The 22,540-nt window shown below is 60.9% G+C and carries 24 protein-coding genes; 9 read left to right on the top strand and 15 right to left on the bottom strand.

Annotated elements, in window-relative coordinates; all coding sequences use genetic code 11:
* Genes cyoB through HGHM_RS12330 form a run of 6 tightly spaced genes read left to right on the top strand, consistent with a single transcriptional unit; the run spans position 1 to position 5,778 of the window.
* Positions 1-2,004 carry a cytochrome o ubiquinol oxidase subunit I gene (cyoB, locus tag HGHM_RS12355; RefSeq protein ID WP_019141847.1) on the top strand — a complete coding sequence of 668 codons (2,004 nt, stop codon included), beginning with the start codon at positions 1-3 and terminating at the stop codon, positions 2,002-2,004.
* Positions 1,997-2,632, top strand: coding sequence for a cytochrome o ubiquinol oxidase subunit III (cyoC, locus tag HGHM_RS12350; protein ID WP_019141846.1), 636 nt, complete (start codon positions 1,997-1,999; stop codon positions 2,630-2,632). Before cyoB ends, cyoC begins: the two co-directional genes overlap by 8 nt.
* The gene (cyoD, locus tag HGHM_RS12345; RefSeq protein WP_019141845.1) at positions 2,629-3,039 is read left to right on the top strand and encodes a cytochrome o ubiquinol oxidase subunit IV; all 411 of its coding nucleotides are present in this window, start codon (positions 2,629-2,631) and stop codon (positions 3,037-3,039) included. Before cyoC ends, cyoD begins: the two co-directional genes overlap by 4 nt.
* Positions 3,036-3,860 carry an SURF1 family protein gene (locus HGHM_RS12340; protein ID WP_019141844.1) on the top strand — a complete coding sequence of 275 codons (825 nt, stop codon included), beginning with the start codon at positions 3,036-3,038 and terminating at the stop codon, positions 3,858-3,860. Before cyoD ends, HGHM_RS12340 begins: the two co-directional genes overlap by 4 nt.
* Positions 3,861-3,902: 42 nt before the next feature.
* A complete protein-coding gene (locus HGHM_RS12335) occupies positions 3,903-5,252 on the top strand; it encodes an ATP-binding protein (protein ID WP_019141843.1) in 1,350 nt (449 codons plus the stop codon).
* Complete coding sequence (locus HGHM_RS12330; RefSeq protein ID WP_019141842.1) at positions 5,242-5,778, top strand: response regulator transcription factor; 537 nt, start codon at positions 5,242-5,244, stop codon at positions 5,776-5,778. The genes HGHM_RS12335 and HGHM_RS12330 overlap by 11 nt, the downstream gene beginning before the upstream one ends.
* Before the next feature lie 37 nt (positions 5,779-5,815).
* Here the strand turns inward: HGHM_RS12330 and HGHM_RS12325 are convergent, their stop codons facing one another.
* From HGHM_RS12325 to HGHM_RS21255, 13 genes are all read right to left on the bottom strand, one after another.
* Positions 5,816-7,021: a THUMP domain-containing class I SAM-dependent RNA methyltransferase gene (locus tag HGHM_RS12325; RefSeq protein WP_019141841.1), complete on the bottom strand. Its 1,206-nt coding sequence runs from the start codon at positions 7,019-7,021 to the stop codon at positions 5,816-5,818.
* A gap of 73 nt (positions 7,022-7,094) precedes the next feature.
* The gene (locus tag HGHM_RS12320; RefSeq protein ID WP_019141840.1) at positions 7,095-7,697 is read right to left on the bottom strand and encodes a 2-hydroxychromene-2-carboxylate isomerase; all 603 of its coding nucleotides are present in this window, start codon (positions 7,695-7,697) and stop codon (positions 7,095-7,097) included.
* 20 nt (positions 7,698-7,717) lie between these two features.
* A complete protein-coding gene (locus HGHM_RS12315; RefSeq protein ID WP_019141839.1) occupies positions 7,718-8,140 on the bottom strand; it encodes a CopD family protein in 423 nt (140 codons plus the stop codon).
* A gap of 53 nt (positions 8,141-8,193) precedes the next feature.
* Positions 8,194-9,459 carry a glutamate-5-semialdehyde dehydrogenase gene (locus HGHM_RS12310; RefSeq protein WP_019141838.1) on the bottom strand — a complete coding sequence of 422 codons (1,266 nt, stop codon included), beginning with the start codon at positions 9,457-9,459 and terminating at the stop codon, positions 8,194-8,196.
* A gap of 38 nt (positions 9,460-9,497) precedes the next feature.
* On the bottom strand, positions 9,498-10,514 hold the full coding sequence (holA, locus tag HGHM_RS12305) for a DNA polymerase III subunit delta (RefSeq protein ID WP_019141837.1): 1,017 nt from the start codon (positions 10,512-10,514) through the stop codon (positions 9,498-9,500).
* A 9-nt stretch (positions 10,515-10,523) separates the two neighbouring features.
* Positions 10,524-11,033: an LPS-assembly lipoprotein LptE gene (locus tag HGHM_RS12300; RefSeq protein ID WP_019141836.1), complete on the bottom strand. Its 510-nt coding sequence runs from the start codon at positions 11,031-11,033 to the stop codon at positions 10,524-10,526.
* A gap of 18 nt (positions 11,034-11,051) precedes the next feature.
* Positions 11,052-13,700 carry a leucine--tRNA ligase gene (leuS, locus tag HGHM_RS12295; RefSeq protein WP_019141835.1) on the bottom strand — a complete coding sequence of 883 codons (2,649 nt, stop codon included), beginning with the start codon at positions 13,698-13,700 and terminating at the stop codon, positions 11,052-11,054.
* A 93-nt stretch (positions 13,701-13,793) separates the two neighbouring features.
* Entirely contained in the window at positions 13,794-14,120 is a 327-nt protein-coding gene (locus HGHM_RS12290; protein WP_019141834.1) for a barstar family protein, read from the bottom strand.
* Positions 14,121-14,130: 10 nt separating this feature from the next.
* Positions 14,131-14,562 carry an ExbD/TolR family protein gene (locus tag HGHM_RS12285; RefSeq protein WP_019141833.1) on the bottom strand — a complete coding sequence of 144 codons (432 nt, stop codon included), beginning with the start codon at positions 14,560-14,562 and terminating at the stop codon, positions 14,131-14,133.
* 21 nt (positions 14,563-14,583) lie between these two features.
* Positions 14,584-15,261: a MotA/TolQ/ExbB proton channel family protein gene (locus HGHM_RS12280; RefSeq protein ID WP_019141832.1), complete on the bottom strand. Its 678-nt coding sequence runs from the start codon at positions 15,259-15,261 to the stop codon at positions 14,584-14,586.
* Positions 15,262-15,280: 19 nt separating this feature from the next.
* Positions 15,281-16,018, bottom strand: coding sequence for an energy transducer TonB (locus tag HGHM_RS12275; RefSeq protein ID WP_019141831.1), 738 nt, complete (start codon positions 16,016-16,018; stop codon positions 15,281-15,283).
* Between the two features lie 35 nt (positions 16,019-16,053).
* Positions 16,054-16,860 (bottom strand): 4-hydroxy-tetrahydrodipicolinate reductase, encoded by an 807-nt coding sequence (gene dapB, locus HGHM_RS12270; RefSeq protein WP_026075963.1) that lies wholly within the window; start codon positions 16,858-16,860, stop codon positions 16,054-16,056.
* Positions 16,861-16,875: 15 nt separating this feature from the next.
* Positions 16,876-17,448 (bottom strand): outer membrane protein assembly factor BamE, encoded by a 573-nt coding sequence (locus tag HGHM_RS21255; RefSeq protein ID WP_245549210.1) that lies wholly within the window; start codon positions 17,446-17,448, stop codon positions 16,876-16,878.
* Between the two features lie 76 nt (positions 17,449-17,524).
* Between HGHM_RS21255 and fur the strand changes: the two genes are divergently transcribed.
* Complete coding sequence (fur, locus tag HGHM_RS12260; RefSeq protein WP_019141828.1) at positions 17,525-17,953, top strand: ferric iron uptake transcriptional regulator; 429 nt, start codon at positions 17,525-17,527, stop codon at positions 17,951-17,953.
* A gap of 30 nt (positions 17,954-17,983) precedes the next feature.
* On the opposite strand, the gene hrcA is transcribed toward fur, so the two are convergent.
* Both hrcA and HGHM_RS12250 read right to left on the bottom strand, forming a co-directional pair.
* Positions 17,984-19,003, bottom strand: a complete 1,020-nt coding sequence (gene hrcA, locus HGHM_RS12255) for a heat-inducible transcriptional repressor HrcA (RefSeq protein ID WP_026075962.1) — start codon at positions 19,001-19,003, stop codon at positions 17,984-17,986.
* 77 nt (positions 19,004-19,080) lie between these two features.
* A complete protein-coding gene (locus HGHM_RS12250; RefSeq protein WP_019141826.1) occupies positions 19,081-19,791 on the bottom strand; it encodes an HAD family hydrolase in 711 nt (236 codons plus the stop codon).
* Positions 19,792-19,873: 82 nt separating this feature from the next.
* On the opposite strand from HGHM_RS12250, the gene HGHM_RS12245 reads away from it, so the two are divergent.
* Together HGHM_RS12245 and recN are read left to right on the top strand one after the other, a co-directional pair.
* Positions 19,874-20,791 carry an NAD kinase gene (locus HGHM_RS12245; RefSeq protein WP_019141825.1) on the top strand — a complete coding sequence of 306 codons (918 nt, stop codon included), beginning with the start codon at positions 19,874-19,876 and terminating at the stop codon, positions 20,789-20,791.
* A 69-nt stretch (positions 20,792-20,860) separates the two neighbouring features.
* Positions 20,861-22,510 carry a DNA repair protein RecN gene (gene recN / locus HGHM_RS12240; protein ID WP_019141824.1) on the top strand — a complete coding sequence of 550 codons (1,650 nt, stop codon included), beginning with the start codon at positions 20,861-20,863 and terminating at the stop codon, positions 22,508-22,510.
* Positions 22,511-22,540: the final 30 nt, after the last annotated feature.

The following is a 22,540-nucleotide window of genomic DNA, read 5'->3' as shown; positions in this document are numbered from 1 at the left end:
ATGCTAGACCAAATTAACCTGACGAAGCTCATCTTCGGCCGGCTGGGCTGGGATGCCATTCCATATCATGAGCCCATCCTGATTGCGACTTTTGCCATGGTGGCGATCGGCGGCGTGGTGGTCCTCGCCGCGCTGACGCGTTTCCGCCTCTGGGGCCCCCTGTGGCGTGACTGGATCACCAGCATCGACCACAAAAAAATCGGCATCATGTACATGATACTGGGCCTGGTGATGCTGCTGCGCGGCTTTGCCGACGCGCTCATGATGCGTGCCCAGCAGGCGGTTGCCTTTGGCGACGCCACCGGCTACCTGCCGCCGCACCACTACGACCAGATCTTCACGGCACACGGCGTGATCATGATCTTCTTCGTCGCGATGCCGTTCGTGACCGGCCTGATGAACTATGTCGTGCCGCTGCAGATCGGCGCGCGCGACGTGTCTTTCCCGTTCCTGAACAATTTCAGCTTCTGGATGACCGCCTGTGGCGCGGCGCTGACGATGGTCTCGCTGTTCGTCGGCGAATATGCGCGTACCGGCTGGCTCGCCTACGCGCCCTTGTCGGGATTGCAGCTCAGTCCGGATGTGGGGGTCGATTACTACATCTGGTCCTTGCAGATTGCCGGGGTGGGAACCTTGCTGTCCGGGGTGAACCTGATTGCGACCATCGTCAAGATGCGTGCACCCGGCATGAGCCTGATGAAGATGCCGGTGTTCACCTGGACCGCCCTGTGCACCAACATCCTGATCGTCGTGACCTTCCCGGTGCTGACCGCCGTGCTGGCGATGCTGTCCATGGACCGCGTCTTCGGCTCGAACTTCTTCACCAACGACCTGGGCGGCAACCCGATGCTGTACGTGAACCTGATCTGGATCTGGGGCCACCCTGAGGTGTACATCCTGATCCTGCCGGTGTTCGGCGTCTTCTCCGAAGTGGTTGCGACCTTCTGCGGCAAGCGCCTGTTCGGCTACACCTCGATGGTGTACGCGACCGCGGTGATCATGGTCCTGTCCTACCTGGTCTGGCTGCACCACTTCTTTACGATGGGGTCCGGCGCGAGCGTGAACTCGTTCTTTGGCATCACGACGATGATCATCTCGATTCCGACCGGCGCCAAGATCTTCAACTGGCTGTTCACCATGTATCGCGGCCGTATCCGCTTCGAGCTGCCGATGATGTGGACCGTTGCCTTCATGATCACCTTCGTGATCGGCGGCATGACGGGAGTGCTGCTGGCGGTACCGCCGGCTGACTTCGTGCTGCACAACAGCCTGTTCCTGATCGCGCACTTCCATAACGTGATCATCGGCGGCGTGGTGTTCGGCGTGTTTGCCGCGATCAACTACTGGTTCCCGAAAGCCTTCGGTTACAAGCTCGACGTCTTCTGGGGCAAGTGCTCGTTCTGGTTCTGGGTCATCGGCTTCTATCTCGCCTTCATGCCGTTGTATGTGCTGGGCCTGATGGGCGTGACGCGCCGCATGAGCCACTTCGAGGATACTTCGCTGCAGATCTGGTTCCAGATCGCTGCGTTCGGCGCGGTACTGATCGCGCTGGGTATTGCCTCGATGCTGATCCAGTTCTATGTCAGCTTCAAGCGCCGCAACGAACTGCGCGACGTGACCGGCGATCCGTGGGACGGCCGTACGCTGGAATGGTCGACGTCCTCGCCGCCGCCGGACTACAACTTCGCGTTCACGCCGCGCGTCTATGACAACGACGCCTGGACCGACATGAAGAAGAACGGCTACAGCCGGCCGCTGCAGGGCTTCGTTCCGATCCACATGCCGAAGAATACGGCTGCCGGATTCGTGATCGCCGCACTGAGCGCGGTCGTCGGATTCGCCCTGATCTGGCAGATGTGGCTGGTGGCCGGCCTCGGCTTTGCTGCGATGATGGCCGCCGTCGTCATCCACACCTTTAATTACAAACGCGACTATTACATCCCGGCCGAGCAAGTTGTCCGAACCGAGAAGGATCGCACCCGATTACTGGAAAGCTATGTCTGACATCACTGCAACCTCTGTTAACGCACTGAGCGCTGCATCGAGCGAGCGCTACTACGTGCGCGAGCACCATCCGGAAAACAGTACCCTGCTCGGTTTCTGGCTCTACCTGATGAGCGACTGCCTGGTATTTGCATGCCTGTTCGCCGCCTATGCGGTCCTGGGACGCAACTACGCAGGCGGCCCCTCGGGCGCCGAACTGTTCGACCTGCCGCTGGTGGCAGTCAACACGGCGCTGCTGCTGCTGTCGTCGATCACCTACGGCTTTGCGATGCTGGAGTCGCAGCGCAAGAAGCTCGGCACTACCTTGCTGTGGCTGGGCATCACCGGCCTGCTCGGCGCGGGCTTCATCGCCCTCGAATTGACCGAGTTCATGCACCTGATCCATGAAGGTGCCGGCCCGCAGCGCAGCGCCTTCATGACATCCTTCTTTGCCCTGGTCGGCACGCACGGCCTGCACGTGAGCTTCGGCATCATCTGGCTGGTCACGCTGATGTTCCAGCTCAAGCGGCACGGATTGATTCCCGAAAACCGCCGTCGCCTGATGTGCCTTTCCATGTTCTGGCACTTCCTGGACGTCATCTGGATCGGCGTCTTCACCTTTGTTTATCTGATGGGAGTCTTGCCATGAGCGAACATCACACCCATTCGAACCATAGCGCCGATCACGGCCATCATGAGCACGAGGATCATGCCGACCATGGCAGCCTGAAAAGCTATGTCATCGGTTTCATCCTGTCGGTAATCCTGACCGCCATTCCGTTCTGGCTGGTGATGGGCAAGGTGTTCGACAAGTCCAGCACCACGGCAATGGTCATTCTTGGCTTTGCCGCCGTGCAAATCGTTGTTCACATGGTCTATTTCCTGCATATGAACACGAAATCCGAAGGCGGCTGGAACATGCTTGCCCTCATCTTTACAGTCGTGCTGGTGGTTATCGTACTGAGTGGCTCCTTATGGGTCATGTACCATCTCAATCACAACATGATGCCGGGCATGATGCCCGAAACCATGCACCAGATGCACAACATGCAATGACGGACCGGCAGGAGCAGCACAGCGGTTCGACCTCCATGCAGGAAGCCGAGCCGCGCGCGCGCTCCTTGTCCAGGCTGGTCGCGCTGGCGGTCTGCCTGGCGCTGGCGTTTGCGGGTTTTGTCGCTCTTGGCACCTGGCAGCTCTATCGTCTCCAATGGAAACTCGCACTCATTGAACGCGTCAACCAGCGGGTGCATGCCGCGCCCGTGCCCGCTCCGGGTCCCGCCGACTGGTCGCGAATCAATGCCCAAGCCGACGAATACCGCCACGTACGGGTAGCCGGCACCTTCCTTTATCCACTCACGACCCGGGTTCAGGCCTCCACCGAATATGGCGGCGGCTACTGGCTGCTGACGCCGCTTCGCATGGCCGATGACAGCATCGTGCTGGTCAACCGTGGCTTCGTTCCTTCCGGTGCGTCCGATCAAGTCCGCGATGACCCCGGCAGCGCAACCGGCAATCTGCGAGGCCCCGGACAGTCCGAGTCCGTCGTGACCGGGCTGGTGCGCATGAGCGAGCCCGGCGGCGCCTTTCTCCACCACAATGACCCTGCTGCCAACCGGTGGTATTCCCGCGATGTCCAGGCGATTGCGGCGGCCCGTGGCCTGTCCCGCGTCGCGCCGTACTTCGTCGATGCAGATGCCAAGGCGCCTGCGGCCGGCAAGTCGGGAGGCGCACCCGACTATCCGATCAGTGGCCTGACCGTCATCTCCTTTCACAACAGTCACTTGGTCTATGCGCTTACTTGGTATGCTCTCGCCTTGATGGTGGCCGGTGCAGGCCTTTGGATCGCGCGCGAGGAGCGCAGGCTGCGGCAATGACACGGTGCACCGGTACTGAACCTGTCGAACCGGAAAGTAACGATGCCAAGCAAAATGGAAACTGCCGCGAATCGGGAAGGCGTCAAAGAGCAATGGCCCGCGACCGAGAAGATTGAAAACACTGCCGGCCACAACAACATGCTGCAGTTGATCCAACTGCGCTGGCTTGCCGTCTTCGGGCAAGTTACGACGATTGCCATCGTCGTCCTGGTGTTTGACATCCGCCTGCCGCTGCCGCAAATGCTTGCCGTGCTGGCATGCCTCATCGCCTACAACATCAGCAGCCATCTGCGCTGGCACGAGCAGAGCACCGTTTCCAACACGCGCCTGTTTTCCGCGCTGCTGGTCGATGTGGGCAGCCTTACGGCACAGCTGTATTTCAGCGGTGGCGCGGCCAATCCATTCGCATTCCTGTACCTGCTGCAGGTCATTCTCAGCGCCGTTCTGCTCAAACCTTGGTCCACATGGACGATAGTCCTGATTACGGCCCTCTGCCTGGCCGTCCTGTCGCAGTTTTCCATGCCCCTGGTATTGCCCCACGAACAAGGGCACAGCTTTTCCGACCTGTATGTGCAGGGCTTGCTGATTTGCTTCGTGCTCAATGCTTCCTTGCTGGTTTTCTTCATCACCCGCATCACCCGCAACCTGCGCGCGGGCGACGCCCAGCTCGCTTACCTTCGGCAGCGCGCGGCCGAGGAAGAACATATCGTGCGTATGGGCCTGCTGGCCTCGGGTGCCGCGCACGAACTCGGCACTCCGCTGGCGACGCTTTCCGTCATTCTGGGTGACTGGCGACGCATGCCGGAATTCAGCAGGAATCCCGAGCTGCAGGAAGAAATCACCGAGATGCAGGCACAACTGCAGCGCTGCAAGACCATTGTCAGCGGTATTCTTCTGTCGGCGGGTGAAGCGCGCGGCGAATCTTCGGTGAAGACCACGATCGTCACGTTTCTGAATGATCTGGCCGAAGAATGGCGATCCAGCAGGCCGATTCCTTCATTCGTCTACGAGAACCGGATTCAGGACGATCTTCCGGTCGCATTCGACTCTGCCCTGAAGCAAATGATTTTCAATGTGCTCGACAATGCGCTCGAAGCCTCGCCCCAATGGGTGAAGCTCGAAGCGATCCGCGAGGACGGTTCGCTGAAACTGCTGGTGACGGACGCCGGCCCCGGTTTCCTGCCGTCGATGCTCGAGCATTTCGGCAAACCCTATCAGTCGACCAAGAGGCGTCCCGGGGCCGGACTGGGATTGTTCCTGGTAGTGAATGTCGCGCGCAAGCTCGGCGGTACCGTAACTGCGAGCAATCGCCCGGAGGGCGGGGCGGCTGTCCAGCTTACCCTGCCCCTGTCAGCGATCGCGCTCGAAAGGGAAGAAGGACATGGGCTCTGACCGCCTGCTGCTGATCGTCGAAGACGATGCGGCTTTCGCCCGCACGCTCGGCCGCTCATTCGAGCGACGCGGCTATGAGGTGCTGCTGGCGGAGAATATCGACGAGGTGGCCGCGTTACTTACGGAGCATGCGCCGACCCATGCTGTGGTCGACCTCAAGCTCAGCGACAACACGTCCGGCCTGGCTTGTGTGCAAATGCTGCACCAGCATGCCCCGGACATGCTGATCGTAGTTCTTACCGGCTTCGCCAGCATCAATACGGCGGTCGAGGCGATCAAGCTGGGCGCCTGCCAGTATCTGGCCAAGCCTTCCAACACCGATGACATCGAGGCAGCCTTCGGCCATGTCGCCGGAAATACCGATATCGAACTTACCAACCGCGCGACCTCGATCAAGACGCTCGAATGGGAGCGCATCCATGAAGTGCTGAGGGAGACGGGCTTCAATATTTCGGAAACGGCGCGCCGCCTCGGGATGCATCGCCGCACGCTTGCGCGCAAGCTGGAAAAGCGGCGCGTCAAATAGCCCGCATCCTCTTTCCCGCAATTCCGGTAAATCCGCTTTAAACCTGCTTCGGCCTGGCTTCCTCGCGCCGGTTGAATCCCGCCACCATATCGAAGCGGAACAGCCGGCATTCCAGCGCGCCATTGAAGAAGGGCGTCTTGCGCGATTCCTTCAATCGCACAAGCTTGGGCAGGCTGAGGTCGGCGGTGAACAGGAACACTTTCCAACCGGCGAAGCGCTGCTTCAGGGTAGTGCCGAAGGCGCTGTAGAAGGCAGTGGCCATTTCATCCGCGGGCTGGCTGCGGTCGCCGCGCACGCCGATTCGTTCGCCATAGGGCGGATTGGTGAGCATGATGCCCGGAGCGTCGGTCGGCGGCTTCACTTCCTGCGCTTCGATCTGTTTCAGTGGCACCTCGAACTGGATGCCGGCATTGAGCAGATTGTTGCGCGTCATGGCGATCATGTCGCCCGAAATGTCGCTGCCGAAAATGCTCGGCTCGGTTGGCAGGGGATTGGGCTTGAAGCTCCCCTTGATCGCCAGCCATTCATCCTGCTTGAACGCGAGGAATTTTTCGAAGGCGAAGCGACGGCGCGCGCCCGGCGGGATGCCGGCAAGGATTTGCGCGGCTTCGATCAGGATGGTGCCCGAGCCGCACATCGGATCGAACAGGACGGTGCCCGGCTTCCAGCCGGCGACGCGCAGCAGGCCGGCTGCCAGGTTTTCGCGCAGCGGCGCATCGCCGGTTTCCTGGCGCCAGCCGCGTTTGAACAGCGCCTCGCCGGAAGTATCGAGATACAGCGTAAAGTTGCGCGCATCGAGGAAGCCGAAGATGCGCATGTCCGGCGTGCGGGTGTTGACCGAAGGGCGCTTCGAATACAGGTCGCGGAAGCGGTCGCACACGCCGTCCTTGATCTTGAGCGTGGTGAATTCCAGGCTTTTCAGCGGCGACTTGATCGCGGTGAGATCGACGCGGATGGTGTGGTTGACATCGAACCATTCTTCCCAGGGCTGGGCCAGCGCGAGGTCGTAGATGTCGTTCTCATTGACATAGCTACCTTGGGCAATGCGCAGCAGGACGCGCGAAGCGATGCGGGAATGCAGGTTGATGCGGTAGGCATCTGCCAGCGTGCCGGAGCAGTGGACTCCGCCCGGGACCTGGTTGTGAACTTGCAGGGTTTTGCCGTGCTGCGCAATTTCGCCGAGCTCTTCGGCAAGCGCCGCTTCAAGACCGCGCGGGCAGGGGCAAAAGTAGGAATGTGACATGGGGAACCCTTTATCCGTAGTGACAACACGATGACGGGAGCGCCGTCAGAACGGCGCTCCCGCTAAAAACAAATTACTTCGCCAACGCCCGCTCGACGAAATCCAGCCGGTCCTGGCCCCAGAATCCTTCGCCATCGACCACATACCAGGGCGCGCCGAATACATTGGCGGCGATTGCTTCCTCGGTGTAGCGGTCGTATTCCGCCTGCACGCTGGCGGTTTCCGATGACTTCAGCAGGGCCTTGCCGTCGTAACCGGCTTCCTGTGCGATCGCGGCGAGGGTATCGGGGTCGCCGATATTCCGCTCTTCGGCCCAGACGGCGCGCATGACGCCGCCGGTCACTTTCAGCGCAGCATCGGTGCCATGCGCGAGGCGAGTGGCGATGATCAGCTTCGCCGCCGGATCGCCGGGCACCGGGAAGAATTTCGGCTGCGGGTTCAGTGGAATGTTCAGGAATTCGCTCCAGCGCTTCAGTTCAGCCAGCCGGTAGGTCTGGCGTTGCGGCGCGCGCTTGGAAAGCGGCAGTCCGCCCGAAATCGGCAGAATCTTGCCCAGGTCGCAGGGCTTGACCTCGACCTGCACGCCGTATTTCCGCGCAAGCGCGACGAAACGCTCATGGCCCAGGTAGGCGAACGGCGACTGCGGCGTGAAGAAGTAGGTGCATGTCTTGGCCAAGTGAGGCTCCCGGGAATGGATCAGAAAGGTTTGACGACCACCAGCACGACGGCGGCCAGCAGGGCGAGTACGGGAAATTCATTGAACCAGCGGTACCAGCGGTGGCTGTGCCGGTTGCTGCCGCTTTCGAATTTGCGCAGCAGGCTGCCGCAGGCATGGTGATAGCCGATCAGCAGCACGACCACGGCGAGCTTCGCATGCAGCCATCCATTGCCGGGACCTTTGCCAATGCCGTAGCCCAGCCACAGCCAGAGCCCGAAGATCAGCGCGGGTATGGCCAGCATGGTCATGAAGCGATACAGCTTGCGCGCCATCAGCAGCAGGCGCGCCGTGGCGGCCTCATCCTTTTCCATCGCCAGGTTCACGAAAATTCGCGGCAGGTAAAAGAGGCCGGCAAACCAGGAGGCGACGAATACGATATGGAGCGATTTGGCCCAGAGCATGATTATTGGTTTCGTTGGCTGATGTTTCCCTTCCCGTGAACGGGAAGGGACATTCACTGCCGTACTTCGCCGTGCCCGAACACGACGTATTTCAGCGAGGTCAATCCTTCCAAACCGACCGGGCCGCGTGCATGCAGCTTGTCGTTGGAAATGCCGATCTCGGCGCCGAGTCCGTATTCGAAGCCATCGGCAAAGCGCGTCGACGCATTCACCATCACTGAGGCGGAATCCACCTCGCGCAGGAAGCGCATGGCGCGGCTGTAGTCCTCGGTGACGATGGAATCGGTATGCTGCGACGAATAGCTGTTGATGTGTTCGATGGCCTGCCCGACGTCGTCGACGATGCGCACGGCGAGGATGGGCGCGAGGTATTCAGTGCGCCAGTCTTCCTCGGTGGCTGCGGCAAGGCGCGGGTAGCCGGCCAGGATCCTGAGCGCTTCCTCGTCGCCGCGCAGCTCCACTTCCTTCGCGCCATACAGCTCAGCCAGCTTCGGCAATACCTGGGGCGCGATCGCACGCGCCACCAGCAGGGTTTCCATGGTGTTGCAGGTGCCGTAGCGATGGCACTTCGCATTGAAGGCAACCTTCAGGGCCTTGTCGATGTCGGCCTTGTCGTCGATGTAGACATGGCAGATGCCGTCGAGGTGCTTGATCATCGGCACCTTGGATTCCTTCATCAGGCGCTCGATCAAGCCCTTGCCTCCGCGCGGCACGATCACGTCCACATACTGCGGCATGGTGATCAGTTCGCCGACGGCGGCGCGGTCGGTGGTTTCGATGATCTGCACCGCATCTTCCGGCAGACCGGCGCCCGCAAGGCCTTCCTTCACCAGCTTCGCCAGCGCCTGGTTGCAATGGATCGCTTCCGAGCCGCCGCGCAGGATGGTCGCATTGCCGCTCTTGATGCACAGGCCGGCGGCGTCGACCGTCACGTTCGGGCGGGCTTCGTAAATGATGCCGATCACGCCCAGCGGCACGCGCATCTGCCCGACCTGGATGCCGGTCGGGCGGTATTTCATGTTCGAGATTTCACCGATGGGATCGGGCAGGGATGCGATCTGTTCCAGGCCTTCGGCCATGGTGGCGATCGCCTTGTCGGACAGGGTGAGGCGGTCCAGCATGGCATCGGCCAGGCCGTTGGCGCGCGCTGCTTCCAGGTCCTTCTGGTTGGCTGCGCGCAGTGCGTCGGCGTCGCGCCGGATCGCCGCCGCAATCAGGGTCAGCGCCCGGTTCTTGGCGCTGGTGTCGGCCTTGGCCATGGCGCGCGATGCCTTGCGGGCGCGCTGGCCGACTTCATTCATGTAGTGCTTAATGTCCATGATGGTGAAATCAAAAAGAGAGTGATGCGGTTTCGGTTCTATGCCGATGCGATCTTCAGGCCCAGCTGCAGCAGCGCATCCCAGGGATCGCCCGCAAACGCCTTCGCACGCAAGCCCTTGACCATCTTATCGATTTGCGCTGCTTCCTGCAGCGCGGCTTCCAGCGTCGACAATGGCAGGCGGCTCAGCGCCGGTTCCATCAGGCGTTCGCGCGGGCCCCAGATCCGGTATTCCTTCAGCAGCATGCCGAGTGCACGTCCCTGGGCAAGACCCGACTTCAGCTTCAGGAGGGTGCGGATTTCTTCCGCCATCGCCCACAGCACCAGCGGCAACGCCTCGCCTTCGCCCTTCAAGCCTTCGATCATTCGCACCAGGCGCGCTGCGTCGCCGGCGAGCATGGCTTCATTCAGCTTGAACACATCATAGCGCGCCACATTGAGCACCGCATCCTGTACCTGCTCGAAGCCGAGCTTGCCTTCGGGATAGAGCAGCGCCAGCTTCTGGATTTCCTGATGGGCAGCCAGCAGGTTGCCTTCGACCCGGTCGGCAATGAAATCGAGGCTTTGCCTGTCTGCGTTCTGGTTTTGTGCCGCCAGTCGCATGCCGATCCAGGCCGGCAGCTGGGCGCGTTCCACCAGCGGGATGTCGATGTAGACGCCCGCCTGCTGCAGCGCCGCCACCCAGGCGGTTTTCTGTGCCGCCCAATCCAGTTTCGGCAGGGCGATCAACGTTACATTGTCCGGATGGAGCGCTGCCGCATATTCCTGCAGCGCCTGCGCGCCATCCTTGCCGGGTTTTCCGGTAGGAATGCGCAATTCAATCAGCTTGCGGTCGCCGAACAGGGATTGCGACTGGTTCGCGGCAAGCAGTTCGCTCCATTTGAAACTGCGCTCGACGACCAGCACTTCGCGCTCGGAAAAACCCTGTGCCCGCGCCGCCTTGCGGATCTTGTCGGCGACTTCCAGCGCAAGCAGGTGCTCGTCGCTGGTGATCACGTACAGCGGCGCGAGCGTTTTCCCGAGATGGGCGTCGAGGGCATCCGGCCGCAGCTGCACGATTTGTCCTCAGGCGGGGTTGAGCGCGACCATGCGGCGCAGGATCTGCTGCACCATGTCGGACTGCATGTCGCGATACAGCAATTCCTCTTCCGCTTCCTTCGCCATCACCTGCGATTCATTGAAGCTGAGATCGCGCTTGAGCGTGATGTCGGTGGGCGCCAGCAAATCCTTGTTGCCGCCGTCCCGGACGCGAAAGCGCACCTTGTAGAAAATCGTGTATTCGCGGATGCGCCCCTGGGTGTTCTTGGAAAGAACGGCCTTGTCCCGGCCCTCCGACAACAGGTCGAGCACTGCTTCCGCAGACTTGGGATCGCTCACTACTTCGGTGTTGCCGCTGACGCGGATGTAACGCTTCAGTTGCGCGCCGAGCGTCGACGTTTCCGGCGCATTGACGTAGATCGTCTTGAAGGGAAGGCCGGTCTGGCCATTCGATCCGCGCAGCTGGAAGCCGCAGCTGGTCAGAGTGACCGCCGCCGCGGCGGCTAGCGCGAACAGAAATTGGCGTTTGTTAGGCATCTGCACTCCCTGCATGAATTAGGCGACGATGTTGATCAGCTTGCCCGGCACGATGATCACTTTCTTCGGCGTGCCTTCGACGAATTTCTTCACGTTCTCGTTCGCCAGCGCCGCCGCTTCGATGGCGGCCTTGTCGGCATCCTTGGGCACCTTCACGCTACCGCGCAGCTTGCCGTTGACTTGTACCATCAGCTCGATTTCCGCCTGTTCCAGCGCAGCCGGATCGACCTGCGGCCAGGGCGCATCGAGAATGTCGCCGAAGGCCACTGCAAAGCCGAGTTCTTGCCACAGCACGTGGGCGATGTGCGGCGCCACCGGATACAGCACACGCAGAAAGATGGAGAAGGCTTCCGCGATCACTCCATTGGTTTGCGCCGAGTCTTCCAGCTTGGCGCCTTCCAGCGTGTTCAGCATCTTCATGCAGGCGGAAACCACGGTGTTGTACTGGATGCGGCGGAAGTCGTGATCGGCCTGCTGCAGGATCTTGTGGATCTCGCGGCGCAAGGCCTTGTGCGGCTCCGGCAGTTCCGAGAAATCGATCTCCGAGGAGGCGGCGACACGCGTTTCCTGTCCATGCGCATAGGCCCAGACGCGGCGCAGGAAACGGTGCGCGCCTTCGACGCCGGCATCGTTCCATTCCAGGGTCTGCTCCGGCGGAGCGGCGAACATCACGAACAGGCGGGCGGTATCGGCGCCGTACTGGTTGATCAGTTCCTGCGGGTCGACGCCGTTGTTCTTCGACTTCGACATCGTGCCCACGCCTTCGTAGGTGACTTCCGAGCCATCCTTCTTCAGCTTCGCGCCGATGATGCGGCCGCCGTCGTCATAGACATTCTCGACGTCCTGCGGCCAGAAGTACTCGATGCCGCCCTGCGGCGTGCGGCGCGAATAGATGTGGTTGAGCACCATGCCCTGGGTGAGCAGGTTGACGAAGGGTTCGTCGATCTTCACCAGTCCGAGGTCGCGCATGACCTTGGTCCAGAAGCGGGCATACAGCAGGTGCAGGATGGCATGCTCGATGCCGCCGATGTACTGGTCCATCGGCATCCAGTAATCGGTGCCGCCGTCCACCATCTTCTCGCTGTTCTTCGGATCGCAGTAGCGCATGAAGTACCAGGACGAGTCGACGAAGGTATCCATGGTGTCGGTTTCGCGCCGCGCCGGCTTGCCGCATTGCGGGCAGTCGCAGCGCAGGAAGTCCTCGCGCTTGTTCAGCGGATTGCCGCTGCCGTCCGGCACGCAATCCTGCGGCAGTACCACCGGCAAGTCCTTTTCCGGAACCGGCACTGGCCCGCAGGATTCGCAATGGATGATCGGGATCGGCGTGCCCCAGTAGCGCTGGCGGGAAATGCCCCAGTCGCGCAGGCGCCAGGTGGTTTTCTTTTCGCCCAGCCCCTTGGCGGCGAGGTCGGCGGCGATCTTGTCCACCGCTGCCTTGTAGTTCAGGCCGTCGTAGGCGCCGGAATGAATGGTCACGCCGCGCTGCTTGTCGGCATACCATTCCTGCCAGGCGTCGGTGGAGTAGGTTTCGCCCTGCACCGCCACCACCTGCTTGATCGGCAGCTGGTATTTCTTCGCGAAGGCAAAGTCGCGTTCGTCATGCGCCGGCACGCCCATCACTGCGCCGTCGCCGTAGGTGATCAGCACATAGTTGCCGACCCACACTTCGACCTTTTCACCGGTCAGAGGATGCGTGACGAACAGGCCGGTCGGCATGCCTTCCTTTTCTTTCAGCGCGAGTTCGGCCTCGGTGGTGCCGCCGCGCTTGCATTCCTCGATGAAGGCGGCGAGTTTAGGATTCGTTGCCGCGGCATGCGTGGCCAGCGGGTGTTCCGGTGCGACCGCGCAGAAGGTGACGCCCATGATGGTGTCGGCGCGGGTAGTGAAGACGTAGAGCCTGCCGTCCTGGATCAGCTGGCCGTCTGCATCGCGGATATCGTGCGGGAAGGCGAAGCGCACGCCTTCGCTCTTGCCGATCCAGTTTTCCTGCATCACGCGCACTCGTTCCGGCCAGCCCGGCAGCTTGTTCACCACATGGTCGAGCAATTCTTCCGCATAATCGGTGATCTTCAGGTAATAGCCGGGGATCTCGCGCTTTTCGACCACTGCGCCGGTGCGCCAGCCACGGCCGTCGATCACCTGTTCATTGGCGAGCACCGTCTGGTCAACCGGATCCCAGTTCACGATCTGGGTCTTGCGGTAGGCGATGCCTTTTTCCAGCATCTTCAGGAACAGCCACTGGTTCCACTTGTAATAGCTCGGATCGCAGGTGGCGATTTCGCGCGACCAGTCGATCGCCAGTCCCATCGCCTGCATCTGCTTCTTCATGTAGGCAATGTTGTCGTAGGTCCACTTCGCGGGCGGTACGCCGTTTTTCAACGCCGCATTTTCCGCCGGCAAGCCGAAGGCATCCCAGCCCATCGGCATCAGCACGTTGTAGCCGTTCATGCGAAGGAAGCGCGCCATCATGTCGTTGATGGTGTAGTTGCGCACGTGGCCCATGTGCAGCTTGCCGGACGGGTAGGGCAGCATGGAGCAGGCGTAGAACTTCTTCTTGTCGCGGCCGGCCTTGTCTTTTGCGTTTTCGACGGTCTTGTAGGCGTCGATGGCTTGCCAGTGTGCCTGCGCCGATTTCTCGACGTCGCCGGGGATAAATTTCTCTTGCATGACGAATGGAGCGAAAAGTGGATGCGAACCCGTGATTATACTGTTTCGCCCACTCCTATAGCGCCGCGATTTCGGCAGGGAAAGACGGCCGGCTCAGCGCAGCACCAGCTCCAGCGCCGGCTGTTCGCCGTAATCTGCATAGCGCTCGTTGATGACATCGACGCACAGCGCCAGCTCGGCAAGGATGTCGGGCGCACGCTGGCGCACACTCTCGGCATCCGTGACCTCGATGCGCAGGACTTCGTTCTCCGCCAGCCGGAAGCTTGCCATCCCGTCATCGTCGCGCAGGTAGCTCAGGCAATCGATCCAGGCATCCATGTTGCGCCCGTAAAAATCCGGGAAGCCGAATGCCTTCTTCGATTCGGTATGGAAGGAATCCCAGTCGGTGATCGACTGGCCGTTCAGGTGGGCGGTGGGCATCGGCGGAAGCTTATTGCTTTGGTGGAGTTTCCCGCGGTTCGGTGACAAAGCCCATCTTGCTCATGCCGCTGTTCTGGGCAGCGGCCATGACCTGGGCGATGATTTCATAGCGGGTCGACTTGTCGGCGCGCAGCTGCAGTTCCGGCTGCGGGGTCTGCTGGGCAGCAGTGGCCAGCCGCGCATCCAGGTCCTGTTGCTGGATTGCGTCGTTGTTCCAGAAAATTTTGCCCTCGCCATCGATCGACAGGGAAATCGTTTCCGGCTTTTCCGGCGCCGGCGCGGATTGTGCAGTCGGCAAATCCAGCCTGATGGCATGAGTAAACAGTGGCGCGGTAATGATGAAGATCACCAGCAGCACCAGCATCACATCCACCATCGGCGTGACGTTGATCTCCGACATCGGTGCCGGCTGCTTGTTGTCGTCGAATCCGCCGAAGGCCATGGCTGCTCCTGTTTGCCGAATTTATTTGCCGACGCGCGCGCCGGTGGTCAGGTATGCATGCAGGTCATGCGCAAAGGCATCGAGCTCCGCCAGCGTCACCCGGTTAACCCGGGTGAAGGCGTTGTAGGCGAGCACTGCCGGAATCGCCACCACCAGTCCGAGTGCGGTCATGATCAGCGCTTCGCCCACCGGCCCCGCCACCTTGTCGATCTGTACCGTGCCTGCAGTCGAGACCGCCACCAGCGCATGATAGATCCCCCATACAGTGCCGAACAGGCCGACGAAAGGCGCGGTCGAGCCGACCGAAGCCAGAAGCGTCAGGCCATTTTCGAGCCGGGAAGACACCCGGTTGATTTCCTGGCGCAGGGTGCGGGTGATCAGTTCGCCCAGGTCGATGCCGGCATTGAGCGAACCGGCCTGCTCCTTCAGGCTGGCGGCTTCGGCGCTTTGGGTGGCCAGCGGCGTATAGACGTTTTCGCTGTCGGCCTTTTTCACCACCGCGATCGCATCGGCAAGCGTCGGCGCCTTCCAGAAATGTTCCAGCGCGCCCGCACTCCTGCGAATGCGCCAGGAACTCCAGGCTTTCGAAAAGATGTAGTACCAGCTGATGACAGACATTGCCAGGAGCAGGTAGGCAACCGCATGCGATACCGCATCGCCTTGTGCCCAGTAATGTGCGAATCCGAGTGTCTGGTTCATGGTGTCAGTAGGAAATGAATCAGTTCTGAAGTTTAAACGGAATGGCAAGCTGATACCACTCTGCCACCGGCTTTCCGTCGCTGGTCGCGGGATGGAAGCGCCAGGTCCGCACCGCATTCAATGCCGATTCATCCAGAAGAGGATAGCCGCTGGACGTTTTTATTTCGACTTTCCCGGCCGTGCCATCGGCCTGCACCAGCACCCGCAGCACGACCGTTCCCTGTTCGCCATAGCGGCGCGATAGCGCAGGATAATCGGGCTTGCGGTTGCTGGTCGCATAGCTGGCCGGGATCGATACGCCGGTTCTGCTTGGGGAAGCAGGCGCTGCAGTCGGGGCGGCGGGTGCTGTTGGCGGCGCGACAGGCTCGGCTGATGCGGACGAGGTGGAAGGTGCAGCAGGCGCGGTCGCGGGCGCAGGAAGCGGGGCCGCCGCGCCGGTGGAATCGTCTTTCGGCTTGGGAAGAGGATTTTCCCTTTTTCGCGGCGCCGCCGCGGCACGGGGCTTTGTCCTGGGCCTGGTGGAAGGCTTGGCTTCGGCGGCTTGTTTTTCGGATTCCGCAGGAGCGGGCGCCGGTGGCAATGGCGCGGGAGGAGTGGTGTTGTGTGGTGGAGCCGGCGGCGGGAGGAGTTCGACCACGACCGGCAGGGCCTGGGGTGATTCGTTCCGACGGATCAATTCATGCCGGGCCACCGCCACCAAGCCGAGATGCAGCAATAGTGTGGCGGCGATGGCAGCGATGCGCGGAATGGATTCCATGCAGCGCACCGGGACGGTCTGGTTTGTCGTCCCGGTCAGTGAAGCCCGAGCACATCCTGCATGTCGTACAGGCCAGTCTTCTTGTTGGCGAGGAAGCGCGCCGCGCGCAGGCTGCCGTGTGCATAAGTGACCCGGCTGGCGGACTTGTGGGTGATCTCGATGCGCTCGCCGATGCCTGCAAACAGCACGGTATGGTCACCGACGATGTCGCCGCCGCGAATGGTGGCAAAGCCGATGGAGGAAGGATCACGCTCCCCGGTCACGCCTTCGCGTGCATAGACTGCCACATCCTTCAGGTCGCGGCCAAGTGCATGGGCAATGACTTCACCCATCTTGATGGCGGTGCCGGAGGGTGCGTCCACCTTGTGGCGGTGATGCGCTTCGATGATTTCAATGTCATAGCCGTGGGAGAAGCTCTTGGCGGCCATCTCCAGCAGCTTCATGGTGACGTTGACGCCCACGCTCATATTGGGCGCGAACACGATTGCCGTCTTCTTTGCGGCTGCGGCGATCGCGGCCTTGCCCGCCTCGTCGAAGCCGGTGGTGCCGATGATCATCTTGATGCCATGCGCAGCGCAGTATTCGAGATGCTTCAGCGTGCCTTCCGGCCGCGTGAAATCGATCAGATATTCCGCATTGCCCAGCCCCTTGGCGAGGTCGGACTCGATGGCCACCCCTGCCGGCTTGCCGAGGAAGGCGGCGGCATCGCTGCCGATGCTGGGCGCGCCGGGAACGTCGAGCGCGCCGGCCAGTGTTGCATCCTCCGCGTTCAGGACGGTTTCGATCAGCATGCGGCCCATGCGGCCGGATGCTCCTGCGATGGCAATTTTCATTCGATTCATGCGAGCTTCTTTGGGTTACTTGGATTCCGCGGAACTTGCCTGCGGCGTGCCGCCGGCGATCAGGTCGAGGTAAACCTTCTCGGTGGGCAGGGACCCGCCTTCGATACGCACCAGCCGGTTATTGTCGAAAAATACGGCGACATGGCTGGAGATGATTTCGCCGCTGCCCTTTTTCAGGCGGAACGCGTAATCCCAGCGGTCCGCATGGAAAATGTCGGTCAGCAGCGGCGTGCCCATGACGAAACGCACCTGTTCGCGCGTCATGCCTTCCGGACGGCGCATGCCTTCCTTCAGTTGCGCGACCATTTCCTGGGACACGAAGTTGCCCTGCTGGATATCAATGCGGTAAGGCGACAGGATGCCGAACAATTTTTGCACGCCCTTGGGGCGGGTGGTGTGCATGCCGCTCAATTCAGTGGAACCTCCGTCTGCCTGCGCTTCCGCGGCTTGGGCCTGGGACGGAGCTGCATTGCCCGTTTCGTCGATCAGCGGATTCTTCGATGCGCAGCCTGCAAGGCAGGCGAGGCTGACGCAGAGGATGCCGACAAAGGCTGGCGCGCGATCAGGGCGGGGGAACAACATTCGCATGAGACGTCTCGGTTGGTTGGGCAATTGTGGCAAAACGCTATATGATAAAGCAGATAATCGCATACTGACCATTGACATGCCTAGCAATCCTTCCGAACTGAAAGCCAGCGGACTCAAAGCCACGCTGCCCAGACTCAAGATTCTCGAGATTTTCCAGAACAGCGCAGTGCGGCACCTGAGCGCCGAAGACGTGTACAAGATCCTGTTGACTGAAAACATGGATGTCGGTCTTGCCACGGTCTATCGGGTGCTGACGCAGTTCGAGCAGGCCGGGCTATTGCACCGCAATCATTTTGAAACCGGCAAGGCCGTCTTCGAACTGAACGAAGGTTCGCATCACGACCATCTGGTGTGCCTGGATTGCGGGCGGGTGGAGGAGTTTTTTGATGACGAAATCGAGAAGCGCCAGCAGAAAGTCGCCAACGAGCGCGGCTTCACCATTGCCGAGCATGCTCTGGCGCTATACGGGCATTGCACGAAAGTCAATTGTCCGCATCGACGCTAAGCTGCATTTCCGCCTGCCGGATATTCCTGCCTACTGGCTCAACGCATTCGACAGCAGTTTCGCCGTGATATCGACGATCGGTATGACCCGTTCATAAGCCATGCGTGTCGGTCCGATCACGCCCAGGGTCCCGACGATTCTTCCATTCGCTTCATAAGGCGCGGTCACCACGCTCATATCATCCAGCGGCACCAGCTGCGATTCGCCGCCGATGAAAATCTGGACGCCCGTGGCCTTGCTTGAAACATCGAGCAACTGCATCAGGCTGGTCTTCTGTTCGAGCATGTCGAACAGCCTGCGCAGGGACGTCATGTTGGAAGACAGGTCGCTTACGCTCAGCAGATTGCGTTCGCCGGAAATCACCACTTCATCGGCATTCTCGGCCATCGCGTCGCTGCCCGCTTCGACCGCCGCCTGCAGCAGGCGCGTCATGTCGTCGCGTAATTGCTGCAGTTCGTTCTGCAGCCTGGCGCGCACATCCTCGAAGGTGAAACCCTTGTACTGCTGGTTGATGTAATTGGCAGCCTGTGTCAGCTGGGAAGGCGTGTAGTCCACTTCAGTTAGCAGCAACCGGTTGTGCACTTCGCCATTGGGCGAGACGATCACCAGCAGGATGCGCCTTTCCGACAGGCGCAGGAATTCGATCTGCTGGAACACCGATTCGTGCCTGGGCGTCATCACCACGCCGGCGAATTGCGACAGCGACGACAATGTCTGCGCTGCATTGGCGATGATCTTCTGCGGGGAATGCTTTTGCAGCCTGGGCTGGAGCTTGGATTCCACCGTGGTTTCATCGATCGGCTGCACCGTCAGGAGAGTGTCGACGAAAAGACGGTAGCCGCGCGGGGTCGGCACCCTTCCCGCCGATGTATGCGGACTGGCAACCAAACCCATCTCTTCGAGATCGGCCATGATGTTGCGTATCGTCGCAGGCGACAGTTCCAGGCCGGATATCTTCGAGAGTGCACGTGAGCCCACTGGTTGGCCATCGGCGATATACCGTTCAACCAGGGCTTTCAGCAATGTCTGAGCGCGAGTATCGAGTTGCATACCGGTATTCTATGCGAGCAGCAGCGGGCGGCGCCAGCAATGTTCGCTCGCAACGTCATTTATCCATTTGATTGTTATCAGCTTTTTACCAGCCGGTTGCCCAGCCAGTGATCAAGCTCATGCAGGCTGGCGCAAACCCCATCCGGTCGTATATGGTCAGGCAAGGTTTTCAGAGGTTCAACGCCCGGCCGGTTGAGCCAGACGCCATGCAAACCTGCCTTCTGTGCTCCTTCAACGTCCAGCACCGGGTCGTCGCCGACATAAACGGCTTCGGCTGGTGCCACGTTCAGGGCATCGCAAGCGGCGCGGAAGATGGCCGGATCCGGCTTGGCAAGGCCGAAGCGGTGGGCGGCAAGCGAAGTCCGGAAGTAGGGCGCCAGGCCGATGGCGTCGAGATCGGCAACGCCGTTCGAAATCGAGCCAAGCGCTACGCGTTGCCGCAGGCGTGCGAGGATGGGATGCACGTCGTCGAAGAGCATCACTTCATTGCGTGCCTTTGAAAAGATTTCCATTGCCGCATCGACCAGGGTCACATCTTCCCCGGCACTGTGAAAGGCTTCGAGCAGTCCGGCGCGGCGCAGCGCCCGCAGGTCAAGCTGGTACACCGGATCCGTTGCCATCAATGCCTTTCTTCTTTCCCGCAGGACATCGATATCGAAACGCCTGGCGACATTCGGTGCATGCCGCGTCAGCCATTCGTACAGGATGGTTTCGGCGCGCTGGATGACGGGCACGATGGGCCAGAGCGTGTCGTCTAGATCGAAAAAAACTGCCTTGATGGGTGCCATCTGCAAGACATTCAAATAGGGTTGGACCGCTTCGTTGCCAGTAACCTGTGATAGACAGTCAAATTATGGTCTAATCTGCAGCATGTTGCCCTCCATACCACATGCCGCGCCGCCTGCTTTCAAGACTATTGCCATTGTCGGCAAGTATATGGCCGCGGGCATTGACCAGTCCCTGGCCGAGATTGCCGATTTTTTAAGCAAGTCTGGTTATGACGTCGTTTTCGAGAGCGAAACGGCGCGCAATATCGGCCTCAGCAATATCGTGGCGATGGCACCGGTGGAAATCGGCCGGAAGGCGGATGTGGCCATCGTGGTTGGCGGCGACGGTACCATGCTTGGTATCGCACGCCAGTTGGCGCCATACAATGTGCCATTGATCGGCATCAACCAAGGGCGCCTCGGCTTCATGACGGATATTTCACAGGACGTCATGATCCCGGTTCTGACCGAGATGTTGAGTGGCAAGCTCGAATCCGAGCAGCGCAGCCTGCTCGAAGCTTCCGTGATCCGCGACGGTAATCCGATTTTCCATGCGCTCGCCTTTAACGACGTGGTCGTATCGCGCGGACCGACTTCCGGCATGGTGGAATTGCAAGTGGAAGTCGATGGCCGCTTCATGTACAACCAGCGCTCGGACGGTTTGATTGTTGCTACGCCGACAGGTTCCACGGCCTATTCGCTGTCTGCCGGCGGCCCTTTGCTGCATCCGCGCCTGAATGGTCTGGTCCTGGTGCCGATTGCGCCGCATGCGCTGTCGAACCGGCCGATCGTCGTTCCCGATTCCAGCAAGATCGTGATCGAAATCCGCGGCGGACGCGAAGTGAGCGCGAATTTCGACATGCAATCCCTGACCAGCCTGCAGCACCGTGACCGTATTGTGGTCCAACGCTCCGCCCATACGATTACCTTCCTCCATCCCCTGGGCTGGAGTTATTACGACACCCTGCGGGAAAAACTGCACTGGCATGAATATCCTTCGGTGGAAGGGCAGTTAAAATAGCCCGCCTTTCCGTCCTAGATGTCTGAAATGAACAGCGACTTGCTTGCCTGAGAAATAAAACATTCCATCATGCTGCGTTCACTTTCCATACGCGATTTTGTCATTGTCGATACCATCGAACTCGAATTCGCGCCGGGTTTCACTGTTTTCACCGGTGAAACAGGCGCGGGCAAGTCGATCCTGATCGATGCGCTGGCGCTTGCCCTGGGCGGACGCGGCGATGCGAGCGTGGTGCGCGAAGGCGCGCTCAAAACCGACATCACCGCAGAATTTGCGGCCAGCGATGAAATCGAGGCCTGGCTTGCCGCTCATGAATTCAACGCTGATGAAGGCGGGGTGCTGCTGCGCCGGGTGATCGACAATGCGGGCCGTTCGAAAGCCTTCATCAACGGCATCGCGGCAACTGCGGCCCAATTGCGCGAATTGGGGGAAATGCTGGTCGACATCCATGGCCAGCATGCCCACCAGTCTTTGCTGAAAGCAGATGCGCAGCGGATGCTCCTTGATGGCCAGGCTGGTTTGCAGGACGAGGCGCGCGCAGTGGCCGCAGCCTACAAGGCTTGGCGGGCGCTCGCAAAGCAGCGTGAAGAGTTCGAGACCAATGCCAGGAATGTATTGCTGGAGCGCGAGCGCCTGGAATGGCAGGTCGGCGAACTCGAAAAGCTGGCGGTCAAGCCTGGCGAATGGGCGGAGATCAGCAACGAGCACAGCCGCTTGTCGCATGCTGCCAGCCTGATCGAAGGTGCGCAGGAAGCCCTGGACGCGATTTCCGAGTCGGACGATCCGATGCTGTCGCGGCTTTCCACCCTGACCCAGAAGCTGGACAAGCTGGCCGACATCGATGCCGGGCTGAAGCCGGTGCTGGAAGCGCTGGAGCCGGCCCGAATTCAGCTTCAGGAAGCAGTCTATTCCCTGAACGATTACCTGGGCCGGGTGGAACTGGATCCGGAGCGTCTGCATGAAGTCGAGGCACGCCTGGAAGCCATCCATTCCACCGCGCGCAAGTTTCGGGTGCAGCCGGAAGACCTGCCGCAGGAGATGGCGACGCTGTCAGCCCAACTGCGCCAGCTGGCCGATGCCAGCGATCTGGATGCCTTGCGCGCGCAGGAGGAAAAGCTGAAGGCGCATTACATGAGCCTGGCGCAGAAGCTGTCGGCTGCGCGCACCAAGGCTGCCAAGTCACTCAGCCGCGCAGTCACGGATGCGATGCAGGATCTGAGCATGGCGGGCGGGCGTTTCGAAGTGGTACTGAATCCATGCGAGCCGGCCGCTTACGGCCTGGAACACGTGGAATTCCTGGTCGCCGGCCATGCCGGTACGGCGCCGCGCCCGCTGGCAAAGGTGGCGTCTGGCGGCGAACTGGCCCGCATCTCGCTGGCGATTTCGGTCATTACCTCAAGCGCGACTGCCACGCCGACCCTGATTTTCGACGAAGTCGACAGCGGTATCGGCGGCGCAGTGGCCGAAGTCGTCGGGCGCTTGCTCAAGCGGCTCGGCCAGGATCGCCAGGTATTGTGCGTGACGCACTTGCCGCAGGTGGCCAGCCAGGCCAACCAGCACTTCCAGGTCAGCAAGCAGAGCACCAAGGACGGCAAGACGGTGTCGCGCATCGATGCGCTGGATGCCAAGGCCAGGATTGAAGAGGTGGCACGGATGCTCGGCGGACTCGAAATCACGGCGACCACCCGCAAGCACGCACGCGAGTTGCTGGCATCGTGAACACCGGCAGGGCAGTGCGGGAAACGCCTG

Origin of the sequence: Noviherbaspirillum massiliense JC206 (genome assembly GCF_000312045.1) — a bacterium.
GTDB lineage: Bacteria > Pseudomonadota > Gammaproteobacteria > Burkholderiales > Burkholderiaceae_D > Noviherbaspirillum > Noviherbaspirillum massiliense.
Note: the sequence above shows the minus strand (reverse complement) of the source record. Positions and strands in the feature narration are given on the sequence as shown.